This is a genomic window from Photorhabdus cinerea (genome assembly GCF_011189575.1).
Classification (GTDB): Bacteria; Pseudomonadota; Gammaproteobacteria; order Enterobacterales; family Enterobacteriaceae; genus Photorhabdus; species Photorhabdus cinerea.
In genome coordinates this window covers 213,334-233,364 of sequence record NZ_PUJW01000003.1, presented here as the reverse complement: position 1 = coordinate 233,364, position 20,031 = coordinate 213,334, and the positions used below count along the sequence as shown (strand labels likewise).

Annotated in this window: 16 protein-coding genes and 2 pseudogenes; 14 read left to right on the top strand and 4 right to left on the bottom strand. The window is 41.6% G+C overall.

Going from position 1 to position 20,031, the window contains the following annotated elements:
• The first annotated feature begins 135 nt into the window (after window positions 1-135).
• On the top strand, window positions 136-1,851 hold the full coding sequence (gene dld, locus C5469_RS04545; RefSeq protein WP_166302902.1) for a D-lactate dehydrogenase: 1,716 nt from the start codon (window positions 136-138) through the stop codon (window positions 1,849-1,851).
• Between the two features lie 102 nt (window positions 1,852-1,953).
• On the opposite strand, the gene sbcB is transcribed toward dld, so the two are convergent.
• Window positions 1,954-3,384 (bottom strand): exodeoxyribonuclease I, encoded by a 1,431-nt coding sequence (gene sbcB, locus C5469_RS04540; RefSeq protein WP_166302899.1) that lies wholly within the window; start codon window positions 3,382-3,384, stop codon window positions 1,954-1,956.
• Window positions 3,385-3,677: 293 nt separating this feature from the next.
• Here sbcB and C5469_RS04535 point away from each other — a divergent pair, with 293 nt between their 5' ends.
• The 3 genes from C5469_RS04535 to tmaR all read left to right on the top strand — a co-directional run bounded on the left by C5469_RS04535 (window position 3,678) and on the right by tmaR (window position 6,676).
• On the top strand, window positions 3,678-4,157 hold the full coding sequence (locus tag C5469_RS04535; protein WP_166302896.1) for an Hcp family type VI secretion system effector: 480 nt from the start codon (window positions 3,678-3,680) through the stop codon (window positions 4,155-4,157).
• Entirely contained in the window at window positions 4,157-4,804 is a 648-nt protein-coding gene (locus tag C5469_RS04530; RefSeq protein ID WP_166302893.1) for a hypothetical protein, read from the top strand. Before C5469_RS04535 ends, C5469_RS04530 begins: the two co-directional genes overlap by 1 nt.
• Before the next feature lie 1,554 nt (window positions 4,805-6,358).
• The gene (gene tmaR / locus C5469_RS04525) at window positions 6,359-6,676 is read left to right on the top strand and encodes a PTS system regulator TmaR (protein ID WP_166302890.1); all 318 of its coding nucleotides are present in this window, start codon (window positions 6,359-6,361) and stop codon (window positions 6,674-6,676) included.
• Between the two features lie 40 nt (window positions 6,677-6,716).
• Here tmaR and C5469_RS04520 read toward each other — a convergent pair.
• Window positions 6,717-7,328 (bottom strand): annotated as a pseudogene (locus tag C5469_RS04520) (SDR family oxidoreductase).
• Window positions 7,329-7,493: 165 nt separating this feature from the next.
• Window positions 7,494-10,553, bottom strand: coding sequence for a ribonuclease E (gene rne, locus C5469_RS04515; protein ID WP_166302887.1), 3,060 nt, complete (start codon window positions 10,551-10,553; stop codon window positions 7,494-7,496).
• Window positions 10,554-11,112: 559 nt separating this feature from the next.
• Here rne and rluC point away from each other — a divergent pair.
• Window positions 11,113-12,075, top strand: coding sequence for a 23S rRNA pseudouridine(955/2504/2580) synthase RluC (gene rluC, locus C5469_RS04510; protein ID WP_166302884.1), 963 nt, complete (start codon window positions 11,113-11,115; stop codon window positions 12,073-12,075).
• On the opposite strand, the pseudogene C5469_RS04505 reads toward rluC, so the two are convergent.
• Window positions 12,072-12,664, bottom strand: a pseudogene (locus C5469_RS04505) (Maf family protein). The gene rluC and the pseudogene C5469_RS04505 overlap by 4 nt on opposite strands.
• Window positions 12,665-12,806: 142 nt before the next feature.
• On the opposite strand from C5469_RS04505, the gene yceD reads away from it, so the two are divergent.
• From yceD to pabC, 9 genes are all read left to right on the top strand, one after another.
• Window positions 12,807-13,331, top strand: coding sequence for a 23S rRNA accumulation protein YceD (gene yceD / locus C5469_RS04500; protein ID WP_166302881.1), 525 nt, complete (start codon window positions 12,807-12,809; stop codon window positions 13,329-13,331).
• 12 nt (window positions 13,332-13,343) lie between these two features.
• On the top strand, window positions 13,344-13,514 hold the full coding sequence (gene rpmF, locus C5469_RS04495) for a 50S ribosomal protein L32 (protein WP_011147057.1): 171 nt from the start codon (window positions 13,344-13,346) through the stop codon (window positions 13,512-13,514).
• Between the two features lie 29 nt (window positions 13,515-13,543).
• Window positions 13,544-14,581, top strand: a complete 1,038-nt coding sequence (gene plsX, locus C5469_RS04490) for a phosphate acyltransferase PlsX (RefSeq protein WP_166302878.1) — start codon at window positions 13,544-13,546, stop codon at window positions 14,579-14,581.
• 6 nt (window positions 14,582-14,587) lie between these two features.
• A complete protein-coding gene (locus tag C5469_RS04485; protein WP_166302875.1) occupies window positions 14,588-15,541 on the top strand; it encodes a beta-ketoacyl-ACP synthase III in 954 nt (317 codons plus the stop codon).
• A gap of 18 nt (window positions 15,542-15,559) precedes the next feature.
• On the top strand, window positions 15,560-16,492 hold the full coding sequence (gene fabD / locus C5469_RS04480; protein ID WP_166302872.1) for an ACP S-malonyltransferase: 933 nt from the start codon (window positions 15,560-15,562) through the stop codon (window positions 16,490-16,492).
• A gap of 7 nt (window positions 16,493-16,499) precedes the next feature.
• On the top strand, window positions 16,500-17,234 hold the full coding sequence (fabG, locus tag C5469_RS04475; protein ID WP_166302869.1) for a 3-oxoacyl-ACP reductase FabG: 735 nt from the start codon (window positions 16,500-16,502) through the stop codon (window positions 17,232-17,234).
• A 154-nt stretch (window positions 17,235-17,388) separates the two neighbouring features.
• The gene (acpP, locus tag C5469_RS04470; protein WP_015833846.1) at window positions 17,389-17,625 is read left to right on the top strand and encodes an acyl carrier protein; all 237 of its coding nucleotides are present in this window, start codon (window positions 17,389-17,391) and stop codon (window positions 17,623-17,625) included.
• A 75-nt stretch (window positions 17,626-17,700) separates the two neighbouring features.
• Window positions 17,701-18,942, top strand: a complete 1,242-nt coding sequence (gene fabF, locus C5469_RS04465) for a beta-ketoacyl-ACP synthase II (RefSeq protein WP_166302866.1) — start codon at window positions 17,701-17,703, stop codon at window positions 18,940-18,942.
• 237 nt (window positions 18,943-19,179) lie between these two features.
• Window positions 19,180-20,004, top strand: coding sequence for an aminodeoxychorismate lyase (gene pabC / locus C5469_RS04460; RefSeq protein WP_166302863.1), 825 nt, complete (start codon window positions 19,180-19,182; stop codon window positions 20,002-20,004).
• Window positions 20,005-20,031 lie beyond the last annotated feature (27 nt).

Below are 20,031 nucleotides of genomic sequence, written 5' to 3'. Positions count from 1 at the left end.
TTGTCGTAATAATGCAGAAGAAGGATCTTAGGAAAGAAAACAGCGAGGTAGCTTGCAGATAAGAAAAATTCCGGCGGTAAATAGAGAAAAACAATCTATGCTCTGAGAGGTAATTATACTATTAAGGAAGAGTCTATGAATGATGCAAAGACCTCTCAAAATCAGCAATTCATTACTACACTGACTAATATTGTTGGTAAGTCTCATATCCTGACTGCTCCCCATAAAACTGAACGCTACCGTAAAGGTTTTCGCTCGGGTCAAGGCGATGCCTTGGCTGTAATATTTCCCGGATCTCTGATAGAACAGTGGTGTGTGTTTAAAGCCTGTGTTGAAGCGGATAAGATCATCTTGATGCAGGCGGCTAATACCGGTGTGACCGAAGGTTCTACTCCGAGCGGTAAGGATTACGACCGCGACATAGTGATCATCAGCACGCTGCGCATGAATAAGATCCAAATCCTGAAACAGTGTAACCAGGTAGTAGCACTGCCGGGCAGCACATTGTGGCAACTCGAACGTGCGTTAAAACCGCTGGGACGTGAACCTCATTCGGTCATCGGTTCTTCTTGCATTGGTGCATCTGTGATTGGTGGTATCTGTAATAATTCAGGCGGTTCTCTGGTTCATCGTGGTCCCGCCTACACTGAAATGGCGTTATATGGGCGAGTGAACAAGAACGGTAAGCCAGAATTGATTAATCATCTGGGTATCTACTTGGGAGAAACACCGGAAGAGATCCTCTCTTGTTTGGAAGAACAGCGTTATAGTGACCAAGATATAGAACAAGGTCAGCGTAAAGCATCTGATTATGAGTATGCCCAACGTGTGCGTGACGTAGATGCCGATACACCATCTCGTTTCAACTCTGATGAACGTCGTTTGTTCGAAGCGTCGGGTTGTGCAGGTAAGTTGGTCGTGTTTGCTGTCCGACTTGATACTTTTCCAGCAGAATCTTTGTCTCAGGTATTTTATATCGGTACCAACCACACTGACGTGTTGACAGAATTGCGTCGCCATATATTAGCCAATTTCCGTAATTTGCCGGTGGCGGGTGAATATATGCATCGGGATATTTTCGATATCGCAGAAATTTACGGTAAAGATGCTTTTATCATGATTGATAAGCTTGGTACTGATAAAATGCCGACCTATTTTACGTTGAAAGGGCGAATGGACGCTATTCTCAATAAGGTTCCATTTTTACCTTCCCATCTTATCGATCGCATGATGCAAGGATTGGGTCGTTTATTTCCTTCCCACTTACCTAGGCGTTTGAAAGAATATCGAAATCGCTTTGAGCACCATTTGATATTAAAGATGTCAGGTGATGGGGTTGAGGAAGCTAGAAATTGGCTAAAGAGTTATTTCAGCCAAGCAGAGGGGGCATTCTTTGCCTGTACGCCGGAAGAAGGAGCTAAAGCATTCCTGCATCGTTTTTCCGCTGCCGGCGCAGCGATCCGTTATCAAGCTGTACACAGTAACGAAGTGGAAAATATCCTCTCGCTTGATATCGCTCTGCGTCGTAATGATCGAAAATGGTTTGAGCAGTTACCGCCAGAAGTTGATGATGTATTAGTGCATAAACTTTATTGCGGGCATTTTATGTGCCATGTATTCCATCATGATTACATTGTAAAAAAGGGCGTGGATATACATGCACTAAAAGAAAGAATGATAGAGCTCCTTGATCAGCGTGGTGCAGAATATCCCGCAGAACATAATGTGGGCCATCAATATCAAGCTAAGCCTCAGCTGAAGAATTTCTATCGGATGACTGATCCTACTAATACTCTCAATCCAGGAGTTGGGAAAACGTCTAAGCTGAAAAATTGGGGGGAAGAATCTTAATGCCAGTATTCTCAACATCATGGCAGTACTAAGAAGATGTGAGTCTGTAAGCATTACCCCATTTAGGAAGAAGGCGAGCATATATGACTCGCCGTTCTATGATTATCCAGCCAGTTTCACTGCATATTCCATCAGGGCCTTAAGTTGGCGGCATTTTTCTTCATTGCTTTGGTATTCAATAAAGAGCTGTTCAATGATAAAGATATATTCACTAAGCTTATCTTGGGTTAATGCATCTTGACGATGGCGTAGCCAGCTCTGTTGTTCATCATAAGTCAGAGTAGAAGGGTAATTTTTGGCACGATAGCGGAATAATAGCGTTTTAATGCGCGGGTCCTGGAAAGTCAGGTCTAAAGCAGGTAAATTCTGCGGTAGTGTTTCACGGATAATATTCATTGCTGCTTTATCTGCATTACTAAAGAAACCGTCATACAGCTTAGCGTCAACATTATCTGATTCAGGGAAAGATTCAGCCTGAACAAACAGTTCGACAACTTTTTCTCTGATTTGTGGATTATTGCGTAGGATAGCCAGATTTTTCTCACAATAATCACGATCTAACCCAAGACGTTCAGCGTCTTCTGTTCGTAAGGTATTATCAGGTGCGATTATCGGGCACTTATTAATATGGACCAGCTTAACAGGGACTGGTGGCTGATCTGGCAGCAATTCATCATGGCGGGTATACAAACGTTCACGTAAAGCATCTGCATCCAGTTCCAGCAATGGTGAAATATCTCCAGCCAGATCGCACATGATAACGGCATTTTGGTTTATCGGATGCCATGCAAGAGGAGCTACCAAACTGGTATTGCTACGGGCAGCGCCAAACATCCCGGAAACATGAACCAGTGGTTTCATTTGTGGGATATCGATGAGATTGCTGATTTTCTGTTTATTTCTTAGCTGAAAGAAATAATTGAACATCCGCGGTTGTGCCGCTTTAAGCAATTTTGCCATTGCAATTGTGGCGTAAACATCGGACATAGCATCGTGAGCATGTGAATGCTCAATACCATTTGCCTTGGTCAGGTGCTCCAGTTTAAAGCTGGGCAGACCATCGTCATTTTCGGGCCAGATAATACCTTCGGGGCGCAGGGCATAACAGGCACGCAATACATCAAGTAAATCCCAACGGGAATTACCTTTTTGCCAGCTATAAGCGTATGGGTCATAAAAATTGCGGTAAAAAATATTCCGGCTGACTTCATCATCAAACCGGATATTGTTATAACCGAGGATACAACTGTTAGGCACACTGAATACATTATGAATTTGTCGGGCAAATTCCGCTTCGTTGACACCTTTTTCCAATGCAATCTGAGGTGTAATGCCGGTAATCATGACCGCTTCTGGTTGAGGGAGATAATCATCGGCAGGTGAACAGTAAATAACTAACGGCTCTTCAATAATATTGAAATCCATATCAGTGCGGACACCGGCAAACTGAGCAGGTCTGTCTAATGCGGGATGTTTACCGAAAGTTTCATAGTCATGAATGTAGAAAGTGGGTTGTTCGCTGCTGTTTTTCACTGTTGTTCAATGTCCAATCATGTTAATTATTTGTTTCTTCTGTTTTTTTAGAGAAGGGAATAATATTTTTTCCAGAAATATGAGTAATTATTGCTTACTATCTTAGAGAATCCATGCGATTGCAATATCATATCCATATCTTCCTATTTTCTGCGCCACGATGGGATGTCAGTTATTAACGTTTTTGGGGCTTGTAATAAATGATTGTATGTTTTTAGACCATTTATCCTTGACAATATTGATCTGCCTACTGCAACATGCATTGAAGTATTGAAAAGATAAATGAAGTGAATATGTCAAATTTAATTTATTTAACGGTTAAAGGTCAAAACCAAGGGTTAATTTCTGCGGGTTGTGGCAGAAGAGACTCAATAGGTATCAAAGCGCAAAATGGGCACGAGGATCAGATCTTCGTCTATAGTCTGCAACATCTTATGACTCGCAAACAAAATGTTTCACATCAGCCGGTAATTATCACTAAACCTATTGATAAAGCTTCTCCTTTATTAGCGAAAAGCTTGGATGATAACGAAAGGTTAGAGTGTTTTCTTGAGTCTTACCGTACCAGCGAAAATGGTGGACTTGAGCTTTACTATACAATTCGTCTTGGGCAAGCGTATATTGTTAGTTTAAAATCAGACCACCCACATTCATTAACCAGTAATCATATGATGCCACAGGAAATTATTTCGATGGTATATACTAATATTACTTGGAATAACGTGGCGTGTTCAACGGGTGCGTATAGCATTTGGGATGAAAGGATTTTTTAATGGACGGAGCTAAAGAAATTGCTGAAAAAATGGTTTCGACTATTAACGATGACAGTAGCTGGCTTACTGGGTTTTCTGAGGGAGTATTGGATATCCCGGTGGATTTTTATCACCTCGGTTATGATTATCTTGATACTGACCATCGATGGGATAATGAAAATGACAAATATCGTTTTGTTGGATTAATAAAATCAGAAGCAATTACGCTTAATAATCTTGAAAGGGTGATTCAGATTATTTTTGAGGATTACTTAGGTAAACTGAGTGAAGAGCAAAAACAACGATTAATCGAAACGAAAGTTGGGAAAATATTTGGAGGTATTGTTGCAAAATATGTCATCTTTAACGGACAGCTCGGTGCTTTTTTCGGCACAAAATGGTTTGCGAAATTGGGTGGTTCTCTAGTATTTACTACAGTTTTGGGGCTTGGGGCGTCGGTATCCAGGGCGATCTATACTTCTAGGGAGTTAGCTCAAACAAACCCGAACTTATATATGTTATTAAGGCGAGAAGGTAACTTGGATTTACTCTATTTTTTGGTTGAGAGTAAAATGGAGTCATATGTCAGAGCATTAGAGGCGTATGAAGAAGATCGTGGTTTATTTAATGAGATATTTAATGAATTCTCCGCAGGACTGGATAAATGATGATGACGATAATAAGTGTATTGATGAGAATCGTGATGCATATAACTCAAGGGATAATTGGTGCGGTGTGTGTATTTTCAGTTATGGGATTAGTTTATTTTACCTTGATGTCAACATTAGAAAATCGATATCAGTATGCGATAGTTGCAGGTACATGCTTGGCATTTTCTGTTTTCTTTTACTATATAACAGAAAAAATAAAAGAAAAATGCCAATTGTTTCAGTAAGCGTTAATAAAGATATAAGCGATAGAAATATTGGGAGGGATTATTACCTACTGTATTATATCAGGTTGTCTCTTTTACCAACTAATTACAAATATAGATTCATCAGTAAATAAACTATTAAACAGAATAAACCGGATATGCAGTACCTTGGTAATTTCCAAGGCACTAAAATAGAAGGATATAACCTTCTGTTATATTTGTTTTTATTAAGGATAATTCAGTTCCTGAAAATACTTATTAATGGATTCAATATATTGGTTGCTTAAACCCGTCTCGTACTGAATCCTTTCAAGCAAATTTTCTCTATTGACACTGTAGAATGGCCTAATGGAAATGCCATTTTTGGGATGGGTTATTTTTATAATTGGAATCTTAGTTCTACGTGCATGACCAAAGGAAATTTCATAACCATCTAAATCAAAAGGAATTTTTTTCATCATTTAGCCTAATCTAATCTTCGTCATGTTTTTCGTCAATTTTAATACTGTTTCAGTAATAAGGGATTTTTTATTTTATTATTAAGATGAATATCACAAATATAGTCATTTCAGAGATATATTTAAATAATAAACTAATAAACTAATAAACTAATAAACTAATAAACTAATAAACTAATAAACTAATAAACTAATAAACTAATAAACTAATAAACTAATAAACTAATAAACTAATAAACTAATAAACTAATAAACTAATAAACTAATATTTATTTATGGTTGATATAATTTTTATCTGAATTGTTTTTTTAAATGGCTTTGTTATATAAAGTCTCAGGGTATGATCATATTAAAACTATATAGGATGCTGTTGAGGATATTTATCTCTTATTTAAGGTTTTAATAATGATACTTCATGAAATTAATTTTTATTCTATTGGATTTTTGATGATTTATTAAATGATTATAATTTCTGAAAGAATGGAGAATGAGCTTTATAGTTCTTCATTTGATTTTTTCATTTTCATGAAATATGGACGAAATTAATTGTTACTTGTAAATATAAAAGTCTTTCTTCCAATAGATTTATAATTTGGGTTTTAAACAGTTGTAGCGATCATCATATTTTGATCTTGTCGTGGTAAGGGAAGGGAAAAAAATCTTGGGTTTTTATCAGTGACAGATTGACTGTTTGTTATTCATTTGTATCAGGCCGTTTTTTTCGAACAATCAATGTGATGAAATTTTCAGCAAAAAGCCAGGGGCTAACAGGCTTCTGTAACCAATTAAAATCAATAAAGAATAGAAACTGGCTTGTCTATTAATGGCTTTAACCTGTATTGTGTAATCAGATTATAATCTGTATGTTTAGGTTGAATAAAGGTAGGAAAATGGACAACGTAAATAAGCCGTCATTTCAGAATGTGTTGGAGTTTGTGCGTATGTTTCGTCGTAAGAATAAGTTACAGCGCGAAATCGCAGACAATGAAAAGAAAATACGTGACAATCAGAAACGTGTTTTATTGCTTGATAACCTTAGTGAATACATCAAGCCGGGTATGTCAATTGAGGATATCCAGAACATTATTATGAATATGCGTAGTGACTATGAAGACCGTATAGATGATTACATCATTAAAAATGCGGATCTCTCCAAAGAGCGCCGTGAATTGTCCAAAAAGCTTAAGACAGTAGGTGAGCTTAAGTAAATATCATCAGATAACCACGCATTAATGCGTGGTTATTCGATTATGCAATAGCCCAATCAGGCTTAAGTTCTGGATCAACCAAGGCATAAATCTGCTGATATGAAAATTCTTCTTCTGCTATTACTGCCAATTCATGTGCAACATCTTTGCGACTGACCACACCATGAATGTCATTTTGATATCGTTGGCAATGGCCTGTTCCCGGTTTATCTGTTAATTCACCTGGGCGAATAATTGTATAATTTAGAGAACTGGTCTGAAGGTAGCTTTCTGCCATTGATTTACGTCTGACAGACTGACCAAATAATGATTTGGCTCTGGGTGACAGGGTTTTCCAGCTTTCTCCACAACCTATTGATGTGACGAGTAACATACGTATTATTCCTGCTTTTTCAATAGCATCAATGATAGTCATATTACCCAGGAGATCTGAATCAACTCCACCAATAGTAGAAAACACAATTGCTTTTGAGCCTGCATTCTGCACTGTTTTCTCAACATTTCCTGCATCACAGGCATCACCCTGACACCTAATTTACTAAGTTCGCAAGCCTGTTGAGAATTGCGGATCGGGGCGTTTTTGTTGCAACGCGATAGTGACTAAGTGGCGTCCAATCCCACTACCTGCACCAAAAATAAGCCATGGTTTCATTAAGAGTGTTCTCCAGATTAAAAGGTGATTCATCAATAGGATGATAATCGTTTAATTTAAACCTTATTGTAGATGGAATGAAATTAATGATAAGTATTTTGTGGGGAGAGCGGCAAAAAAATGGCTCCCGGAAAAGAGCCATTTTGCTAATATTAAATAATGTTGTTATTCAAAAGATTGCGGCTTAGCCATCGGAGAAGTGGCTGAGTTAGTCGCTGAATGGCCTCCAGCTCCCCCTTTCCCTTCGAAATGGGAAAAAGGTCGTTGCCATTCACTGATAATAACAAGTTGTTCAATCATCTCTGGGGCTGGTGCTTTGGTCATTGGCGCGTAAGCGTAATGACTTTTAACTATAGCAACAGGTTGTTTAATTGTTTCAGCTTCACTCTCTTTAACAATAGCCACTTCCGAAATTTCTTTAGGAACGACAATTTCTTTTATCTGAGGGTGTTGTTCGAGTTCAGTAGTTACCGGTGTTATTGCAACAGGTTCAATAACTGATAGTTCTTGCTGTAATGATTTATTTTGCTGCAAGACAGCGTCATTTTTTTCTGCAATGGCTGCTTTTGGTTTGATTTCATCCTGATAATCTTCTGGTACTTCTACTCTAGGTAAGTCAGTGGTGATTTGTTCAGGTTCTGTCGCAACTATCATTGCAGGTGCTGTTTCTGTCACTATTATTGGCAGGGCCTCATTCTGTTGCTCAACGACTTGTTGTTCAGCTACAGAGATTTCTTCAGGAGTTTCGCTGGAAATAGGAACCACCGGATAGCGAACCCAAACTTTCCCAGAAGCCATTTCTGGTGATGCAACAGCCATAGATAATGGTACCGGTGATTGAGGCAGATTTCTCTCATCACGGTAACGGCGGCGGCGCTGACCACTCACACGAAGATGGCGAGGAGAGCGACGAGAGCGACGCGGCATAACATTGTCTTGTTGCTCTTTATTTTCCGTCGGTTGTTGTGGTTGAGCTGTTTCAGTCCGTATTTCAATTGGTGCTGGTAATTGTTCTTCCGTGACAACAGGTGCTGGCAGGGAAGTGATGACAGCTGTAGTTTCTTTCACTTCATCTGTAATACGGATTTTTTGCTCAAGCTGACGGCGCTGACGGCGCGGGATAACCGGCAAGCATTCTTCAACTTCATTTTCAGCGACTTCTGGTTTATTCGTTTCAAGCTGCTGCTGATGCTTTTCTTCCTGACGACGGCGCTGACGCTCTGCTCGTTGCTCACGACGTTGCTGTTGCTGAGTTTCACGAGCAGCGATATCTATGGTGTTGTTATCCTGAATGCTATTTTTCTGCTGAGTATTACGATTTTTCCGTTGTTCATCACGATCACGGTTATTACGTTGTTCATCACGCAGGTTACTTTCATCACGATCTTTACGTGAATGCTGACGGCGCTGGTTACGTCGCTCAGAAGGACGGCGGTTATCATGACCTGATGATTTATTGTCTTTTTTCTGTACTGTTTCTTCTTCTTCTGCGCTGAACATTTTTTTCAAGGCAGTTAAGAAACGCTTTAAGAGACCAGGTTGTTCGGTTTTAATCTGAGCAGGGTGGTTAGGCTTTTTCTCTTTTGCTTTATTTGATGGTTGTTGTGCTGGTGCATCAGTTGGTAAGGCAAAAGCAGAGATAGCAGGTTGCTCAGGACGTTTACGTTCAGGCTGGATATCTTCTTGAGGATTTACTGCGCCAGTTTCATGCAACTGAGGCAACAGATAACTTAAGGTAGAAACTTCTTCACCTTTACGCACGCGCAGAACAGAGAAGTGTGGGGTTTGCATTTGATCGTTAGGAACGATCACTACGCCAACATCTCCCTGACGGCGTTCGATTGCACTGACCGCCTGGCGTTTTTCGTTTAACAGGTATGACGCAATTTGTACCGGCACAATAGCATGTACTTGATGCGTGTTCTCTTTCAGTGCTTCTTCTTCAATCAGACGTAAGATGGACAATGATAGAGATTCGTTATCACGAATAGTACCGGTGCCGCTACAACGCGGACAAACGTGATGACTGGATTCACCCAGCGACGGACTTAAACGCTGACGGGACATCTCCAGCAAGCCAAAGCGGGAAATACGACCAATTTGAATACGGGCACGATCCTGACGGACAGCATCACGTAGACGGTTTTCTACTTCGCGTTGATGGCGTACTGGTGTCATATCGATAAAGTCGATAACAATCAGGCCACCGAGGTCACGCAGGCGTAACTGACGAGCAATCTCATCTGCTGCTTCAAGGTTAGTGTTAAAAGCTGTCTCTTCAATATCGCCCCCGCGTGTTGCACGGGAAGAGTTAATATCAATCGCTGTTAATGCTTCTGTGGTGTCGATAACTACAGCGCCACCTGATGGCAGGCGAACTTCACGTTGAAACGCAGATTCAATCTGTGATTCGATCTGATAATGGCTAAACAGAGGAACTTCACCACTGTACAGCTTAATTTTGCTGGTGAAATCCGGGCGGCCAAGTGCGGTGATGTGTTGACGCGCCAGATCGAGAATTTTAGGATTGTCGATTAATATTTCACCAATATCTGGTCGCAGATAGTCACGGAAAGCACGGACAATAACATTGCTTTCCTGATGGATTAAGAACGGAGCAGAGCGGCTTTCGGCGGCTTTTTTGATGGCTTCCCAGTGCTTGAGACGAAATGATAAATCCCATTGTAGCGCTTCTGCGGATTTACCGACGCCCGCGGTGCGGACAATCAGCCCCATTCCTTCTGGCACTTCTAAAGATGCCAGGGCTTCTTTCAGTTCTGTACGATCATCACCTTCAATACGGCGGGAAATACCGCCAGCGCGGGGATTGTTTGGCATTAATACCAGATAACTACCAGCCAAACTGATAAAAGTGGTTAATGCTGCGCCTTTGTTACCACGCTCTTCTTTATCGACTTGAACAATAACTTCCTGGCCTTCCCTCAAAACATCTTTGATATTAGGACGACCGTGGGGATGGTAGTTATTAGGAAAGTATTCGCGGGCTATTTCTTTGATAGGAAGGAAACCATGCCTTTCAGCACCATAATCAACAAAAGCGGCTTCCAGACTAGGTTCAATTCGGGTGATTTTACCTTTGTAGATATTTGCTTTTTTTTGCTCATGTCCTGGGCTTTCTATATCCAAATCATAAAGGCGTTGCCCGTCAACCAGAGCAACACGCAACTCTTCTTGTTGAGTTGCGTTGATTAGCATTCTTTTCATTGTAACTTACTCATTATTTTTACATTAGTTATAGAGCTACGGGCAAATATAGATGAGCTACTAGTAACCGATGGTCTCGTGTCTTTTACAAATCCGCCAACCTCCCGGTTGTCGTTTGTATAGAGACGCATATTTTCGGTGAGCCTGAATTTTCACTTAAAAAACAGCGCTCTTTTCCAGGAATAATCTGCAAATATAAATGAAGCGGATTTGGTCCAATCCCAGTAAGCTGCTACCCGTAGCCCGCTAATTATTTGATTCCCCAGTACGTCTTACGCCATTGCTGCGTTTTTGTGCAATCAAATAAAGGACAAACATTTAACTTCGCCATTCAGAATTAAAAAAACTGACGGTGCCTGCGCATTATTCCATTGCTGTTGGGGTGATAGCAAGGTGACTTTATGCCTTTAAGAGCTTTTTCTGATGAAATATGGATAAATAGTTAATATTTGGTCTTTGTCTTAAACAAGGAAAGGTCACAGGCGGAAAGTATGTGTGATTTTTACTCATATTTAAAAATGAGTAGCACTCCGCTTGAGTGATAATTAGAATCGCTGTCATGAAAACGAATAATCAAATTGTACAATTTGTCACTATAGATGACGATGAGGCTGGACAACGCGTTGATAACTTTTTATTAGCGCGTTTGAAGGGTGTTCCTAAAAGCATGATTTATCGGATTGTGCGTAAAGGTGAAGTCCGGGTAAATAAAGGCAGGGTAAAACCTGAGTATAAATTGTCTGCGGGAGATGTGGTTAGAATTCCACCTGTTCGGGTCGCAGAACGGCAAGAGGTATCGGTTTCAGCTAAACTGCATAAAGTCGCGGCACTGGATGATTGTATCTTATATGAAGATGACTATATTCTGGTGATTAATAAGCCTTCAGGTACCGCTGTGCATGGAGGCAGTGGTTTAAGTTTTGGCGTTATTGAAGGGTTGCGGGTTCTACGTCCAGAGGCAAAATTCCTTGAACTAGTGCACCGTTTGGATCGTGATACGTCTGGAATTTTATTAATTGCGAAAAAACGCTCAGCTTTACGGGCCTTGCATGAGCAATTACGGCTCAAACAGATGCAGAAAGATTATTTGGCTTTGGTGCGGGGACAATGGCAATCACATTGCAAGGTTGTCCAAGCACCATTGCTGAAAAATATCTTGCAAAGTGGTGAACGGATTGTGAAGGTGAATGGCGAAGGTAAACCTTCTGAAACACGCTTTAAAGTAGAAGAACGCTTTACCAATGCAACGCTAGTGAGAGCCAGCCCAGTAACGGGCCGGACTCATCAAATTCGTGTTCATGCTCAATATGCCGGTCATCCGATTGCTTTTGATGATCGTTATGGCGATAAGGCTTTTGATTCGCAGCTATCAGATACGGGCCTTAATCGCTTATTTTTACATGCTAGTGCGTTGAAATTTACCCATCCATCGACAGGGGAGACATTGCGTCTTGAAGCACCGATGGATGGACAATTACACGATTGCATAAAAATCTTGCGTCAAGATACTGTACGTAATTAACGTGTAGCCGTCAGTGGGTTTATCCCCTGACGGATTAATAATTCCGTCAATGTAATTAATGGTAAGCCGATCAGCGTATTCGGATCTTTCCCTTCAAGCCGTTCAAATAAAGTGATTCCTAATCCTTCGCTTTTAAAGCTTCCGGCACAATTAAGAGGTTCTTCTGCTTTCAAATAAGCCCAGATTTCATCATTAGTCAGCTCCCTGAAATGAACATTGAATAATTCACAACGGGTATCTATTTCCCCCGTTTTACTATTAACTAGAGAGAAATACCGGTATAAAAGGTGACGCAATGACCACTCGCTTGCTGTAATTGTTTAAAGGCATTTTCGAAACTATGTGGTTTGCCAGTAATCTTGTTGTTAATAACACAAACTTGATCAGAACCAATAATTAAATGTTGAGAATATTTTGCTTGTAATGACTGTGCCTTAGCTTGTGCCAGACGTATAACGAGTTGCTCAGCGTTTTCATTAACTTAAGGTGTTTCATTAGCCTCTGGAGCCGCGCATATAAAGGGCAGACGGAGTTTTTCCATTAACATGCGGCGGTAAACTGATGTGGAAGCTAAAATGATGTGTGTCATAATTTTTCTAAAATACATGGCGAAATAATTGAAGGCATTTTAAACTAAGTACTGCTTAATAAGCGAATATTTGGCGGAAAGGTGCAGATGTGTGGCCTTTTTCTTTGACTATATCTCATTACAAAGATAATATGCGCGCCTTATGCAAAAGGTAAAATTACCCCTGACCATTGATGCGCTTCGCGCAGCTCAGAAACGATTAGACTACACAGGTAGTTATTCACCTGAGCAAGTTTTGCGTATCGCGGAATCTGTGGTTAGCGTGGACAATGATGTAGACAGCGTTTTATCGTTTCAGATAGATAATCAACGTCTGGCAGTTGTGCGGGGGCATTCCGATGTGGATGTCACGCTTCAGTGCCAGCGTTGTGGCGGTAATTTCAGCCATCACGTTCACATAACATATTGTTTTAGCCCGGTCGTCAATGATGAACAGGCTGAAGCATTACCGGAAGAGTATGAGCCAATTGACGTTGACGAATTTGGCGAAATAGATTTGCTGGCGATGATTGAAGATGAAATAATTCTTTCTCTGCCGGTGGTTCCGGTACATGATTCTGAACACTGTGAAGTGTCCGACGCGGACATGGTATTTGGTGAATTACCTCCAGAGGCTGAAAAACCAAACCCATTTGCCGTATTAGCCAGCTTAAAGAAAAGTACTTAAGGAGTAAGGTCAATGGCCGTACAACAGAATAAACCAACTCGTTCTAAACGTGGTATGCGTCGTTCTCATGATGCACTGACTGCACCATTATTATCTGTAGACAAAACTTCTGGTGAAACTCACCTGCGTCACCATGTGACTGCTGATGGTTACTACCGTGGCCGCAAGGTCATCAACAAATAATCTCCGCTAGTCATTAGCAAGTTGATACCTTGACTAATCTGACTTTAGCGTTAGATGCCATGAGCGGGGACTTTGGTCCTCGCGTTACAGTGCCTGCTGCATTGCAGGCGCTGGCATCTAATCCTAAACTTAAATTATTGTTGGTCGGACTCCCCGATATCATTTCCCCTTTGCTTGTAAATATCGATGCTGAGCTGCTCAGTCGCTTACAAGTGGTACCTGCTGAACGGGTTGTGGCTAATGATGCTAAACCGTCGCAGGCAATTCGAGCCAGCCGCGGAACATCAATGCGAGTTGCCCTGGATTTAGTCAAATCTGGTGAAGCGAGGGCGTGTGTCAGTGCAGGAAATACTGGAGTATTGATGGGGTTGTCCAAATTGATGCTAAAATCTATTGATGGCATCGAAAGACCTGCTTTGATGACAGTATTGCCAAACTTGAAACAGCAAAAAACTGTGGTACTGGATCTGGGTGCCAATGTTAATTGCGATAGCCGTATGTTGGTGCAATTCGCCATTATGGGTTCAGTGATGGCAGAGGAAGTCGTCGGTATAGTTAATCCTCGGGTAGCATTACTAAATATTGGTACAGAAGAGAGTAAAGGGCTTGATAATATCCGCGAAGCCGCCACTATTTTAAAAAACATTTCAACAATGAATTACATTGGTTATCTAGAAGGCGATCAATTGTTAACAGGCAAAACTGATGTGTTGGTGTGTGACGGCTTCGCAGGTAACGTAACGTTGAAAACGCTAGAAGGGGCAATCAGAGTTATTTTGTCCCTGCTTAAATCATCGGATGGGCAAAAGAGAAGATTCTCCTGGTTGTTGAAAATAGTCAAGAAGTGGTTGCAAAAACGGATGACAAAACGCTTCGGTCACCTGAACCCTGACCAATATAATGGCGCATGTCTGTTAGGATTATATGGAATAGTAATCAAAAGCCATGGGGCGGCTAATGAACTTGCGTTTAAAGCCGCAATCGAACAGGCTGTTCAGGCCGTTGAAAGGCAGGTTCCTGATAGAATTGCTGCACGCCTGGAAACAGCATTACCCAAGAGTGACTGAACATACATGTATACAAAAATTTTAGGTACAGGTAGTTATCTGCCTGCGCAAGTGCGCACTAATGCTGATTTAGAAAAAATGGTGGATACCTCTGACGAATGGATTGTTACCCGTACAGGTGTTCGTGAACGCCGTATTGCTACTGATGATGAAACTGTTGCAATTATGGGTTTTAGGGCTGCGGAAAAAGCGATTGAAATGTCTGGCATTGATAAAAATCAGATTGATTTAATCATTGTGGCGACGGCTTCATCCAGTCATGCTTTCCCAAGTTCTGCGTGCCAAATTCAGCACATGTTGGGTACCCAAAATTCAGCTGCTTTTGATATTTCTGCGGCTTGTTCTGGTTTCGCTTATGCACTGAGTATTGCTGATAAGTTCATTAAAACCGGTGCTGCAAAACATGCGTTGGTTATCGGCTCTGATTCTATTACCAGAACGCTTAATCCAGAAGATCGCGGAACCCTTATCCTGTTTGGTGATGGAGCGGGTGCGATGGTAGTCGGTGCCTCTGATGAGCCAGGGATTCTTTCAACTCACCTTCATGCAAACGGTAGCTATGGTGAATTGTTAGTGTTGCCTTATCAGGATCGCCAGAATCGGAAAGAACCCGCGTATGCCAGTATGATTGGTAATGAAGTATTTAAAATTGCAGTCCGTGAATTGGCTAATTTGGTTGATGAAACATTAGAAGCTAATAATTTATCACATAGTGCGCTGGATTGGCTGGTACCTCATCAGGCTAATTTGCGTATTATCGTAGCAACAGCTAAAAAGTTACACATGACTATGGATAAAGTGGTGGTGACGTTGGATCGTCATGGTAATACTTCCGCGGCATCGGTACCTATTGCATTTGATGAGGCGGTGCGTGATGGCCGGATTAAACGTGGTCAGTTAATTTTGCTTGAAGCTTTTGGTGGTGGTCTTACTTGGGGCTCAGCACTGATACGTTTTTAATTTGACAGGAAAATGAACATGTCTGAATTTGCAATGGTATTTCCTGGCCAAGGTTCTCAATCCCTTGGTATGTTGGCCGATTTGGCCGCAGAGTTCCCGGTTGTGGAACACACTTTTGCTGAAGCATCTGGTGTGCTGGGATATGATCTTTGGGCACTGGTTCAACAGGGGCCAGCAGAAGAACTGAATAAAACATGGCAAACCCAACCCGCGTTACTGGCAGCTTCAGTTGCTATTTGGCGGATTTGGCAGGAAAAAGGTGGAAAAGCACCAGCACTGATGGCAGGACATAGCCTGGGTGAATATTCTGCACTGGTTTGCGCAGGTGTCATTGATTTCAAACAAGCGATTAAACTTGTTGAACTGCGTGGCAAATTGATGCAAGAAGCTGTACCTGAAGGCACTGGTGCAATGTATGCAATTATTGGCTTGGATAATGAGTCTATTGACAGAGCCTGTAAAGAAGCAGCTCAGGGGCAAATTGTTTCCCCTGTTAACTTTAATTCACCTGGTCAGGTTGTTATTGCGGGTGAGAAAGAGGCTGTAGAACGTGCTGGCGTTGCATGCAAAGCCGCAGGCGCAAAACGTGCGCTGCCTTTGGCAGTTAGTGCGCCGTCCCATTGTGCACTGATGAAACCAGCCGCAGATAAGTTGGCAGTTGTTTTGGAAGGAATTGAATTCAGTCATCCTCAGTTCCCAGTGGTAAACAATGTTGATGTGAAAATAGAACAATCTGCTGAAGCTATCCGTGATGCACTGGTACGACAACTCTATAATCCTGTCCGTTGGACAGAAACAGTTGAATTTATTGCTGGACAGAGTGTCGGACAGCTATTAGAAATAGGGCCAGGTAAGGTTTTGACAGGTTTAACTAAACGAATTGTCGATACTTTAAGCGCAGCAGCGGTTAATGACGCAATTTCATTAGCAACCACATTGGAAAATAATTGAGGATAACATGAGATTAGATGGAAAAATTGCACTGGTAACAGGCGCTAGCCGTGGAATCGGACGTGCAGTTGCTGAGTTATTAGCTGAGCGTGGAGCCTGTGTTATTGGTACAGCAACGAGTGAAAAAGGTGCTGAGGTCATCAGTGCTTACCTTGGTGAAAAAGGTAAGGGGCTTGTACTGAATGTTACTGATCCGGAATCTATTGAACAGGTTATGTCTACCACTCGTACAGAGTTTGGTGAAATTGATATATTAGTCAATAATGCAGGTATTACTTGTGATAACTTGGTGATGCGTATAAGAGATGATGAGTGGCAAAATGTTATTGACACTAATCTTTCTTCCGTTTTCCGCATGTCAAAAGCGGCAATGCGTTCTATGATAAAAAAACGTTACGGCCGTATCATTTCTATCGGTTCTGTTGTTGGATCAATAGGTAACCCTGGTCAAGCGAGTTATGCGGCGGCGAAAGCCGGGCTTATTGGTTTCAGTAAAACATTGGCTCGCGAAGTTACTTCCCGTGGTATCACGGTCAACGTTGTCGCGCCAGGGTTTATCGAAACCGATATGCTCAGAGCATTGCCAGATGAGCAGCTGGAAAGTTTTGTGAAGGACATACCAGTTAAGCGGTTTGGGGATGTGAAAGAAGTTGCCAGTGCTGTGGCTTTCTTAGCTTCTGATGAAGCGGCCTACATCACAGGTGAAACAATACATGTCAATGGCGGCATGTATATGAGCTAAAAAATGGGCGAACCAGTTGCATTTTTTGTGTTAAATAACGCAAAATAGAGCAAGATTGTGGTTCGACCAGCCGGGATTTGGTTGCATCTTTTCCTGTATTTTATAAACTACGAAAACCATCGCGAAAGCGAATTTTGATAGGAAATTTAATAGCATGAGCACTATTGAAGAACGCGTTAAAAAAATCATCGTTGAACAACTTGGTGTTAAAGAGGAAGAAGTTGTCAATTCAGCTTCTTTTGTTGATGACTTGGGCGCTGATTCTCTTGACACAGTTGAACTGGTAATGGCTCTGGAAGAAGAGTTTGATATTGAGATTCCAGACGAAGAAGCAGAAAAAATCACTACAGTTCAGGCAGCTATTGATTACGTCCAGAACGAAAGCAAATAAGTGAACACACCTAGGCGGTCACTCGACCGCCTATGTTTCTGTCCTAAATTCTATTTCCCTCCCTGGAGGATAAGCGTGTCTAAGCGTCGAGTAGTGGTGACCGGACTAGGCATGTTATCTCCTGTCGGTATTACAGCTGAATCTTCTTGGAAAGCTGTTTGTGCCGGACAGAGTGGCATCAGCCTGATTGATCATTTTGACACCAGTCACCATGCAACTAAATTTGCTGGCCTGGTTAAAGATTTTAATCATGAAGATTTTAATATTTCGCGCAAAGATGCACGAAAGATGGATGATTTCATTCAATATGGTATTGCAGCAGGTATGCAAGCCGTTGAAGATTCTGGAATCGAAGTAACAGAAGCCAATGCTAGTCGTTTTGGTGCTGCTATTGGTTCTGGTATTGGTGGTTTGGGTCTTATTGAGGAAAATCATGGAGCATTGGTGGCTAATGGTCCCCGTAAGATCAGTCCATTCTTTGTACCTTCCACAATTGTAAATATGGTAGCAGGTCACCTGAGTATTATTTACGGTTTACGTGGTCCAAGTATTTCTATCGCGACAGCGTGTACGTCAGGTGTACATAATATCGGTCATGCAGCTCGTATTATTGCTTACAATGATGCTGATATTATGTTGGCAGGTGGTGCAGAAAAAGCCAGTACCCCTCTGGGTGTTGGTGGATTTGGTGCTGCCCGTGCTTTGTCTACCCGGAATGATGCTCCTCAGAGTGCAAGCCGCCCGTGGGATAAAGGCCGTGATGGTTTTGTTCTGGGGGATGGTGCAGGTATCCTGGTACTGGAAGAGTACGAGCACGCGAAGAAACGCGGCGCGAAAATTTATGCAGAAATCGTTGGCTTTGGCATGAGTAGTGATGCCTACCATATGACATCACCACCAGAAAATGGTGCTGGTGCTGCGCTGGCGATGGAAAATGCGCTAAAAGATGCTGGTATCACCACTGAACAAGTGGGATATATCAATGCACACGGCACTTCAACGCCCGCCGGCGACTTAGCGGAAGCTCATGCAGTTGAAGCAGTATTTGGTGAAGGCACTGATGTTTTAGTCAGTTCAACTAAATCAATGACGGGTCATTTACTGGGCGCAGCTGGTGCTGTGGAATCTATTTTCACAATTTTGGCACTGCGTGATCAGATTGTTCCGCCAACTATCAACCTGGAAAACCAGGATGAGAATTGCCGTCTGGATTTTGTTCCTAACGAATCCCGTAAGGTAGAAGGTATGGAATATGCATTATGTAACTCTTTCGGCTTTGGTGGTACGAACGGTTCACTGATTTTCCGTAAGATATAAACCTTATAACAAGCAAAGCTTGATGTTACAAATACATGCTGTTGAGAGCCTCGTTAGTATGATTTTGTAAATACTTTAAGGCGACAGAATAAAAAGCTCCAATAGTTGATCATTATTGGGGCTTTTTTATAACAGTTTCTGCGGGCATTTTTGCACTCATATCAGCTATATACTATGATACCGCTTCTTGTTAAGTTGGTTGAAATGCCTTTTTTGAGTAATTAAGAACAAAATCATATGCATTGGATTAATGGAGAGCGGTGTGACTACTTACCTGTGAATGATCGTTCAATTCAATTCGGTGATGGTTGTTTCACAACAGCAAAAATAGAGCAAGGACAAGTCGCTTTGTTGCCATTGCATATTAAAAGATTACAAAAAGGTGTTGAAAAGTTATTTCTTCCGCAACCTAATTGGCAACAGCTTGAAAGCCATATGAAGCAGATTGTTTCCACTTCTGAACAAGGCGTACTCAAGATTATCCTCTCTCGTGGAGCTGGGGGGCGTGGTTACAGCGTTCAAGGACTTACACAACCAAATCAGATCTTGTCTCTCAATCCTTACCCCGAACATTATCTGAGGCAGCGTGAAAAAGGGCTTTCTTTAGTACTGAGTCCAATACCTATGGGGATAAACCCCTATCTTGCTGGAATTAAACATCTTAACCGATTGGAACAAGTATTGATTAAATCATTTATCGAAAAATTAAATGCCGAAGAAGCTTTGGTACTTGATACAAATGGTTTATTGGTCGAGTGTTGTACTGCAAACATTTTCTGGCGCAAAGGGAAAGATGTGTATACTCCTGACTTGCAGAGCTGTGGCGTTGAAGGCGTGATGCGGGAAAGAATAATGCAGTTACTATCAGAAAGTGACTATTACCTTTCCTGTATAAACCATTATCCTGAGACATTGGCCTGTGCAGACGAGGTGATAGTCTGTAATTCGTTAATGCCGGTGATACCTGTCAGCGAAATTCAGGCGCATGAAAATCGGCCTGCATGGAAATATCAGTCAAGGGAGCTGTATGAATATTTGCTTCCTGAATGTTTGAAGTTGTAATTCATTCTGTGTTTAAGTGATTAATCG